The sequence below is a fragment of the Vibrio sp. OPT46 genome (assembly GCF_015163535.1).
Taxonomy (GTDB): Bacteria; Pseudomonadota; Gammaproteobacteria; order Enterobacterales; family Vibrionaceae; genus Vibrio; species Vibrio alginolyticus.
In genome coordinates this window covers 1-226 of record NZ_JADDYG010000493.1, presented here as the reverse complement: position 1 = coordinate 226, position 226 = coordinate 1, and the positions used below count along the sequence as shown (strand labels likewise).

The 226-nt window shown below is 42.5% G+C and carries 1 tRNA gene; it reads right to left on the bottom strand.

The window, feature by feature from the left end:
* Nucleotides 1–147 precede the first annotated feature (147 nt).
* Nucleotides 148–223 (bottom strand) — tRNA-Val (locus tag IQR33_RS20745).
* Nucleotides 224–226: the final 3 nt, after the last annotated feature.

Below are 226 nucleotides of genomic sequence, written 5' to 3'. Positions count from 1 at the left end.
TTGTTTTGTCAGCTTTCCAAATTGTTAAAGAGCTATGTTGCTTCACAAGGAAGTTACATTTTCTAAAGACTTTCAGAGTCAAAAATACCAACCAGTATCAATTGCTTGTTCTGGTTTGGACGTTTTATTCCAAAAATACTTAGAGAATGGTGGGCGATACCGGGCTCGAACCAGTGACCCCCTGCTTGTAAGGCAGGTGCTCTCCCAACTGAGCTAATCGCCCACA